Genomic DNA, 8770 nt, shown 5'->3' with positions numbered 1-8770 from the left:
GTGTGCCTTTGTTTAGGAATCATTGCGTGTTTTTATTTTCAAACTTGTTTCCTCCTAATTTATAATAAAAGCACTCATTTTTAAATGAGTCTGAATCCCATTTTTAGTTGAAATACATGCAAAATCGTTTGCCGTCCAGCTCACAGATTTTGATTTCCATTTCGTACAACGCATTTAAAATGTGGGGCTGGATCATCTCATTCGTCGTTCCGTGAGCAAAGATTTCTCCAGCCTTCATTGCAACGATCTCATCGGCATAGGTCGCCGCAAAATTGATATCGTGAATGACCAGCAGAATTGTTTTGTGCTCTTCTTCCACTAAGCGCCGCAAGGTTTTCATCAGCTGTACCGCATGATTCATGTCTAAATTGTTCAAGGGCTCGTCTAATAGAATATATTCAGTATCCTGCGCCAAGATCATAGCAATATACGCACGCTGCAATTGGCCGCCAGACAAAGTATCAATCCGATCCTCCGCCATTTCGACTAGCCCCAGCTTTTCTAACGCATAATCGATCATGTCTTGATCTTTCGCCGTCAAACGGCCTTTCGAATAAGGAAAGCGGCCGAAGCTTACGAGCTCACGGATAGTGATTCGCAAGTTCACACCATTGCTTTGCTTCAGGATCGACAGCTTCTTTGCCAGTTCATTAGAGCCCCACGCTTTGACCTCATTGTGATCAAGGTAAATTTGCCCGGCATCGATCGTGATCAAGCGGCTGATCATCGACAGCAAAGTACTTTTGCCTGCTCCGTTTGGTCCGATAAAAGCGGTCAACTGCCCATTTTTAATGGGTAAGCATACCTCAGAAATGACTTTTTTCGCCCCATAGTTCTTTGATACTTCTTTCAAATCGATCATCGCTGCTGTCTCCTTTCATAAATGATTTTCCAGATAAAGTACAGGCCGCCGACAAATTGTGTCACGACGCTGACCGTTGTTTTTAAGTGAAATACTTGCTCGACTAAAAATTGGCTGCCGACCAAAAAGATGATTCCGAGTAACACGGCAGTTAAAAAGAGATAGCTGTGGCGATAAGTCGGCATCAGCTGGTAACTGATATTTGCGACAATGAAGCCTAAAAACGTGATCGGGCCGACTAGTGCGGTAGCTGTTCCAGTCAAAAGGCTCACTAGGAATAAGACCATGATCTGAAATCGATTTAGTGAGATTCCTAAGTTCGTCGCTTGATCGCTGCCTAAATGCAGGACATCTAGATAATGATTGGCAGCGAATAAACTGAATGAACCCAGCAAGATAATCACGGCGGCTAAGCCTAAATGAGTGGTATTGATATTTCCAAAGCTGGCAAAAAGCCGCCCCTGCAGCAGATCATACTCATTAGGGTCCATCATTACTTGCAGGAAATTACTGGTGCTGCTGAATAGGGTACCCAGAATCATTCCTAGCATTAACAAAATAAATAAATCGTTTTGCTGGCGCTTCAACAGAACCTTGGCCAGCAGCAGACTCAACAGCGCCATCAAAAGAATACTGATTAAAAAAGTGGAGGTTTGTTCCTGTGACAGCATGTTGACACCACCAACGATAAAAAACAGCAGGGTCTGGATCAACACGTATAAGGAATCCAGGCCTAGAATATTCGGCGTTAAAAACTGATTTTGGGTTAGTGTCTGAAAACTGATTGTCGCCATTCCCGTTGCCAGTGCCACCAGTAAAAAGGCCGCAACCTTTTTACCCCGCAGCATCCAAGCAAACTGGAAATTTCCATATGTATTATAGGTCAAGTACAGTCCACATAAGAGCAGTGCTATGATCGTGAGAACGACTAGCAGCAGCGCTTTTTTTGGCCGAGAGAATTTCATACCCGTTTCCTCCTAACCAATAAGTAAATAAAAATCACGCTGCCTAAAATACCTACCGTCAAGCTGACCGGTACCTCATAAGGTGCGATCACGATGCGTGAAATAATATCGCAGGCCATTAGAAACACACTGCCGCTGATGGCGGTGATCCATAGATTTTGTTTGACGTGGTCACCGTAAATCAGCGAGACAATATTGGGAACGATCACTCCTAAAAAGGGCACGGTGCCAACCATGATCAAAACCAATCCGCTGGCAGCAGCCACCAGACCGATCCCCAGCGTCTGAGTCAAACGATAGTTGACTCCCAGATTGACCGCGACATCTTCTCCTAGGCCTACGATTGTGAAGTAGTAGGCAAATAAGTAAATAATAAAAAATAGCGGAATTGTCAGGTAGAGCAGCTCATAGCTTCCCTTAGCTACTAATGAAAAATTACCCTGCAGCCAGGAAGACATGTTTTGGATCAATTGGAACTGATAAGCAAAGAATGTGGCGATTGCACCGACAATATTACCGAACATCACACCAAGCAGGGGGAGAAAAATCGGATCCTTTGTTGGCAGCAGACGACTTAGACTTAAAAAGAGCATGGTTCCTAAAAAAGCGAAGACAAATGCTGAAAAGGTCCGAACCGTGGTGGAGGCATTAGGCAAAAAGAGCATTACGAGCAAAATCCCCAGTCGAGCGCTGTCCATCGTTCCAGCAGTTGTTGGTGAAACAAATTTATTTTGTGTCAGATGCTGCATGATCAAACCGCAGATACTCATCGTTGCGCCTGCCAGAATTAAGCTGACTGTCCGCGGTACACGAGTGGTGGCGAGTATCAGCCACTGTTCCGGATCGCCATGGAATAAAGCCTGCAGCATCAAATCTTTTACTCCGATAAAAATAGAGAGAGCGCTTAACAATAATAGAACAAGCACGATTCCTTTTTTTCTCAAAGACTCACCCTCCCACAAATAAATGATAATGATTCTCATTCTCTCTGTTTATAAAGTTTAGGTGAAAAACAAAACAAAAGCAAGTTATTTTTAAATGATTTTTTGGCTATGGAGGACGCTATTCCGTATGAGCAATTATTCTTTGACCTGCTATAGTGGGGATCTTGTTGAAAAGGTTGTCCGTGGAATTTCCTTTAAAGGGATTGTGTAGAATTGCATTTATTTGCAGACTAAAAAGGACTGGGAAGAAACTCCCAGTCCTTTAGATAACGGTCGATTATTGTTCTTTTCTGAATGTCACGAGAATCGCGCTTCTAGTCGCGGTAACATTTGGCATATATGAATGAGTCACGAATTCCCAGCCTTCATTTGCGCGGCTGTTGATCAAATCATCCAAACGCTCCAAATCCTCTCTGTTGGCGCTATCCTTAAACCACTTCACGGATGTTTCTAATACGTCGCTTTTGTAAGTCCACATACCCTATCTCCTCCTTTTTTTACCTATTATAGGATATTGAACAGGCTGAGGATAAAAATAGAAAGTATTGTTTCAACAAAAGCAGGGAGGCCTTATTGAACGGCTGCTATTGAGCAAAAAGGAAACTATTGTTTCAAGCCGATTAGCTTCTTCTGTTGACCAGCATTTTTTTATAAGTCTCCTGTTTGTTTTCCAAGAAAAAGAGATGGTCGTCAATCTTTCTTTTTTCCGCTAACAGCCGGTTTCTTTGCGCGGCTAAAAGCTTCATGCGCTTTTCAATGGTCTGATCGCCTTGACTTCTCAGCTTTGAATACTTCTTGATTGTTTCCAGATCCATACCGGTCTGTTTTAAGCGATGGATGAAACGCAACCAATCAATGTCTGCTTCACTGTACTCACGGTAGCCGTTTTTATTTTTAGCCGGAGTACTGATCCCTAATTCTTCATAGTATCGCAGGGTCGGGATACTAAAGCCGATCATTTTGGAAACTTCGCTGATTTTATACATCTAGATTCTCCTCTGCTACATTTTTTATCAAAGCTTCTTGCTATAAAGTCAACTTGATAGTTTATAGTACTTTAACATAAAGGAGGCAGAGACTGCTATGAATGATAAGAGATTGGAACAAGGGATCAAGAATTTACAAGAGATTGATGGTGAAGCAGGGGAGCGGGTGATTCATAGTCTCGAGGCTATCGCTCCGGATGTTGGCCGTTATATTTTGGAATTTGCTTTTGGGGATATATATAATAATCCCGTTTTGTCCTTCAGGGAGCGGGAAATCATCACGATCACCAGCTTACTGACTCAGGGCGATACGAATGCGCAATTAGTCGTTCATATTAACGGCTCGCTAAATGTTGGACTTACGGAGGAAGAGATCATAGAGGTATTTACCCACTGTATTCCCTATGTAGGTTTTCCCAAAGTTTTAAACGCGATTACAGTAGCTAAAGGTGTTTTTAACGATAGAAGAGCCTAGCTATTTTACACAAGCTATTGACATCACCCTACTATCTTAGGTAACGTTAGTATAGCAACGTTGTATGCGTTATCAAAAAAGAAGGAGTGATGTTCGATGTTTGATTTAAATGGAAAAGTAGCAGTAGTAACAGGTGCCAGCAGCGGGCTGGGTCGCGATGCCGCGATCGCTTATGCAAAAGCCGGTGCGGATGTGGTTTTGTTGGCTAGACGTTTGGAACGGTTAGAAGAAGTAGCCGCAGAAATCAAGGAGATAGGCCGTGATGTCTTAGCGATCAAAATGGATGTTACGGATGAAGCGAATGTCAAAGACGGAATCCAACAGGCATATGATCATTTCGGACATTTGGACATTTTACTAAACAATGCAGGAATCGCGGTGCGCGGCGGTGTGGATTCCTTAACGGTGGAAGACTTCGATAAATCCATGGATGTCAACGTAAAGGGCATCTTCCTAGTGAGTAAATACGTAGTAAAACATATGATAGATAACAACTATGGAAGAATCGTCAACGTCGCATCGATCAACGCAGTCATGGCTGATAAGGAGGATGTGTTTATCCGTCATTCATACAATGCCAGCAAAGCAGCGGTTCTCGGATTAACCAAGGGAATGGCAGCCAGCTATGGGAAATACAATATTACAACTAATGCGATCGGGCCGGGCTTGTTTGAATCTGAGATGACAGAGGATACGCTGTTTAAATCAGAAGACTTCTTAAACTTATATCAAGGCTTGAATCCAATGAGCCGTCCAGGCAAACGTGGGGAATTGAATGGAACGATCCTTTACTTCTCAAGCGATGCTTCCAGCTATACGAATGGTCAGTTCATCATCATTGATGGCGGTATGTCGATCGTTTAATTGAAAAGCGCAAGACACTTTCTCAATCCGAGAGAGTGTCTTTTTTTTAAATAATATCCTTTTTTATTGTTATATTTGCTACAATCATAGGTGATAAAGACTTATAAATCAGTACTGAAAGACTGATAGAACAGGAAGGATATCCATGAAAAATTGTTCCAATTGTGGTCATGAAAATGTATCAGAGGCGCGCTTTTGTGAAGAATGCGGACAGCCATTTACTGCAGCTGCCTCAGTAAAGCCAGAAGTGATGGCAGAAGAAGAAAAGTCGGAGGCACCGGAAGCTAAACGTTTCTGCCCAAATTGCGGCGAATCCATCCCATCGGATGCGGATTTTTGTCCGAATTGCGGGCATCAGATAAAAACCATCGTGAGACCAGCAGCTTCGCCGAAAAAAACGTTATCGAAGAAGCAGAAAATTGGCATCGGTGCAGGAGTAATGGTAGTAGTATTATTTGCCTTCGGGTTCCTATTTGGCCGATATTATTATAGCTACCCGCAGCAATTAAGCCGGCTGGAACGAATCTTCAAAACACAAGATCCCGAAAAGATAGCAGAAGTTGTCGTTTCGGAAGATCCCAACTATCAAGTATCGGCGGCCAACCTGAAAAAATTTGTCAGCTATTATCAAGAAAGTAATCATAAAGCGGATTTCGCTGATTTTTTAACGGATTTAAAAAATAATCCCGGTCAGCTAGACGATTTTTCTGTTCAGGAAAAAGGGAAGCATCTTGGCTTGTTTCCTCGTTATCAATTAGTGATTCAGCCGGTCTATCTGACCGTTACGACCGATCAAGCAGGCATGCAGCTGTCGCTGGATGGTGAAAAGCTGGCAACCTCTAAAGGGAGTAATTATCAGACGACCTGGGGGCCATTAACACCAGGCAGCTATCAAGTAGAAGGAAAATTAGATAGTGAAAAATCAGCCGCTAAGCAAGCGTTGGTTCGCTACCATAACCCTGAATTTGAAACGGACAGTCATGTCGCAATCAATCTCCATAAGATTTCCTTCAAAGTCACCTCGAATGTCGACGGCGCGCAGGTTTTACTGAATGATAAGGAAGTCGGAACCATCGAAGAGGGCCAAGCAGAGATTAAGGACGTCGTTTGGCATCAGGGGATGGAGGTCCAATTAGCATTCAAGACAGCTAGTGATCAGTTGAAAAGTGATACGTACCGAATCGCAGCGACTGAGTTTCTAGCAGACGACTACAAAGCGGACAGCTATGCTTCAGAAATTCATTTGGATTTTGACAATGTCCAATCAACAGAGGATGTTCAGATTTTCTTGGATCGTTTATACAGCGATTTGTCGAGCTATAGTTCTAAATATAGCGATTTCGGCGCATCTGAAAAGAGTGATCTAGCTGAGCATTTTGTTAACGGCGCAAGTAATGCTGATGAAAAGGATTTTGAGAAATTTATCAATGAATTTCGCACGAGCGCTAAAAAATCTCGGGTCAATGCCAAGGCAAAAGTCGAATCCGTCAGTATGACCGGAAAAGATGTCTATACTGTCCAGTACTTGATTTACTACGATACGATCTACACGGATGCTACGGACGATGTGAGCCAAGTTTTCCGTTATAAGAAGGCTACACTGAGCTATAACAAAGACGAAGCGACCTTCCAGATCGACAATCTGGGAGGCGCAGAGAACTTTGAAACTGTTGATAGCGGAGACGCATAGAAAGGGGACGCCGAGTTGGCGTCCCCTTTTGAATTAATAGCATTTGGAACAAGGTGTCAATCCGCTTGCTTGGGCCTCCTCCAGAGTAGCCGGCGAATAGGTGCCATTACCGCATTTATGGGTATGGTACTTACTGCCGGTCGGAGTGACATAGACTGTTTGGCCTTGTGCAGCTTGAGCCTGTTGCTGTGCCTGTGCTTGGGCCTCAGCTTCAGCCTGAGCCGCGGCTTGTTGGGCCGCAGCCTCTTGAGCTATTCGCTCCTCTTCCGCTTTTTTAGCTGCTGCCGCTTCTTCTGCAATTCGTTTTTCTTCGGCCTTTCTAGCCGCTTCCGCTTGTTCTGCCGCTTGTTTTTCCGCGACTTCTTTGGCCTCCTGCTCTTTTTTCAGCCGTTCTTCTTCGGCTTGCTTGGCAGCTAAGGCTTCAACGCGGGCTTTTTTGTACTCATCTGCTGTTGCTTGATCATACCCTTTGCCTGCTTGGGCATAGTTTTCAATACTCCAGATATTTCGTTTCTGTTCTTTGGCTTGCTGTTCCGCTTTTTTGATTTTATCAAGGTACTTCGTGTTCTTGCCTTTTGTACTATGAACCACAGCCAAGCCTTCACTTGTTAATGTTTCTTGGATTAATTTATCGTCGGCCCAGATATAAACCAGCTCTCGTTTTTTATTGTCGCGTTTCGAGCCTTTGTCATATTCTATTTGGATTTTTTTGGCCTTTTTCAGTAATTCTTTTGTTCGATCCTTCGCTTCTTGTGCGTAAGGATTCTCCTTTTTGAGCTCTGGTGCAGCGATCAATAAATATTTTGCAGTAACCGTTTTGCCGTTTTTCAACTTAAAGCGCGTCGTATCGCCGTCAATATACTTTTTAACCTTTACGGTGACTTTCTTGTTGGCAGTACGGGTAATTTTAACCTTTTTCTCCGTTTTGGTTTTCGCGGCTTCCACCTGATAATGCTGGGTTGGAGTGGCGAATAGAAAACTAAATAAGACTGCGAATGTTACACCAAGCTTGACCCCAATTTTTTTGTTCATTTGAACTCCTCCATCTTTCTATCCTTTAGAAATAAAGATTAATAAAAATATGTGTATCTAAATAATACTATAATTTTTTGATAAAGTTAATTAGATAATAAAAATAGTGATTTAATGCTATTTTTTTAAGTATATAAGGTCCGTAATGACAAACATTTCTCCAATCCGATTATTTTATGAAAGACAACTGGATAGACTCCGTACGGCGGTGAAGGTGAAAGGCGTTTGGAGAGGGCTTTCTAGATGGTTTGATGTCCTTTGCTGAATGGTTATTATTCAAATCCTTTAAAAAAATTAAAAAGGTTGACCAGTTTGAAGCGCTATCATTGTTATATAATAAAGAAACGAAGGTAAGAACCGAACGAAGAAAAGAATGGACCGATCAGGATCTGAAGGGGAGAAAAAAGATGGCAAGCAAAAAAATATCACAAATCACGTTGTTCACAATGGGGAAGATCAATCTTGAGAAAAGAATCTCGCAGGCATACGCAGAATCATCTGATGCGGATGCGGTGATTCAATATATTGTGGCAGTGCTGATTCGGCAAAGCTTGTGTATCAGTGATTTTTCAGATTTCTGCAGTGAGTTAATTCGGGAAATTTTTCTTTATGCTGAGCCGACAGACGTGCTGCGGAAACTTTGCCCGTTGTTCCGCGATTCCTTTAAAGGCGGCAAAGAGTGGGAAGAAGTCACTCGTCGGCTGTATAAAAATAAGAACGAATACCACCGCTTCAACAATCGATTAAGTGAGTGTAAGAAATATTTATTTGTCCCAACGACCCCTGTGGAGGAAACAGACGGTCAGCAATATAAACTTCTTTCCACCTTTGAGGATGCAGTCGGCAAGATTCATACCTGGAGTTTGCGCGATGCCGATATCCGTTCTTCGGGGATGAAGATCGATGCGGTGTTAGAGCTGATGAGCTCCTTAACGATCTTTGAAAAGGACGG

Annotated in this window: 9 protein-coding genes and 1 pseudogene; 4 read left to right on the top strand and 6 right to left on the bottom strand. The window is 42.8% G+C overall.

The window, feature by feature from the left end; translation table 11 throughout:
* Positions 1 to 103: 103 nt before the first annotated feature.
* The 5 genes from JZO85_RS17875 to JZO85_RS17855 form a co-directional block, all read right to left on the bottom strand.
* Positions 104 to 862: an iron ABC transporter ATP-binding protein gene (locus tag JZO85_RS17875; protein ID WP_207109871.1), complete on the bottom strand. Its 759-nt coding sequence runs from the start codon at positions 860 to 862 to the stop codon at positions 104 to 106.
* Positions 859 to 1827: an iron chelate uptake ABC transporter family permease subunit gene (locus JZO85_RS17870; RefSeq protein ID WP_207109870.1), complete on the bottom strand. Its 969-nt coding sequence runs from the start codon at positions 1825 to 1827 to the stop codon at positions 859 to 861. Before JZO85_RS17870 ends, JZO85_RS17875 begins: the two co-directional genes overlap by 4 nt.
* Positions 1824 to 2810, bottom strand: coding sequence for an ABC transporter permease (locus JZO85_RS17865; RefSeq protein ID WP_430732922.1), 987 nt, complete (start codon positions 2808 to 2810; stop codon positions 1824 to 1826). The genes JZO85_RS17870 and JZO85_RS17865 overlap by 4 nt, the downstream gene beginning before the upstream one ends.
* A gap of 238 nt (positions 2811 to 3048) precedes the next feature.
* A complete protein-coding gene (locus tag JZO85_RS17860; RefSeq protein WP_207109868.1) occupies positions 3049 to 3249 on the bottom strand; it encodes a DUF4177 domain-containing protein in 201 nt (66 codons plus the stop codon).
* A 142-nt stretch (positions 3250 to 3391) separates the two neighbouring features.
* A complete protein-coding gene (locus tag JZO85_RS17855) occupies positions 3392 to 3757 on the bottom strand; it encodes a MerR family transcriptional regulator (protein WP_207109867.1) in 366 nt (121 codons plus the stop codon).
* Positions 3758 to 3854: 97 nt separating this feature from the next.
* Between JZO85_RS17855 and JZO85_RS17850 the strand changes: the two genes are divergently transcribed.
* The 3 genes from JZO85_RS17850 (at position 3855) to JZO85_RS17840 (ending at position 6786) form a co-directional block, all read left to right on the top strand.
* The gene (locus tag JZO85_RS17850) at positions 3855 to 4232 is read left to right on the top strand and encodes a carboxymuconolactone decarboxylase family protein (protein WP_207109866.1); all 378 of its coding nucleotides are present in this window, start codon (positions 3855 to 3857) and stop codon (positions 4230 to 4232) included.
* Positions 4233 to 4328: 96 nt separating this feature from the next.
* Positions 4329 to 5096, top strand: a complete 768-nt coding sequence (locus JZO85_RS17845; RefSeq protein WP_207109865.1) for an SDR family NAD(P)-dependent oxidoreductase — start codon at positions 4329 to 4331, stop codon at positions 5094 to 5096.
* Positions 5097 to 5241: 145 nt separating this feature from the next.
* Positions 5242 to 6786, top strand: coding sequence for a zinc ribbon domain-containing protein (locus tag JZO85_RS17840; protein WP_207109864.1), 1545 nt, complete (start codon positions 5242 to 5244; stop codon positions 6784 to 6786).
* A 33-nt stretch (positions 6787 to 6819) separates the two neighbouring features.
* Here JZO85_RS17840 and JZO85_RS17835 read toward each other — a convergent pair whose 3' ends face one another.
* Positions 6820 to 7818 carry a thermonuclease family protein gene (locus tag JZO85_RS17835; RefSeq protein ID WP_207109863.1) on the bottom strand — a complete coding sequence of 333 codons (999 nt, stop codon included), beginning with the start codon at positions 7816 to 7818 and terminating at the stop codon, positions 6820 to 6822.
* A 407-nt stretch (positions 7819 to 8225) separates the two neighbouring features.
* Between JZO85_RS17835 and JZO85_RS17830 the strand changes: the two are divergent.
* Positions 8226 to 8770: pseudogene (locus JZO85_RS17830) on the top strand (glycosyltransferase family 1 protein); the annotation flags it as partial.

It is taken from the genome of Candidatus Enterococcus murrayae (assembly GCF_017315985.1).
Classification (GTDB): Bacteria; Bacillota; Bacilli; order Lactobacillales; family Enterococcaceae; genus Enterococcus_A; species Enterococcus_A murrayae.
This window is presented reverse-complemented; position numbering and strand designations above follow the sequence as displayed.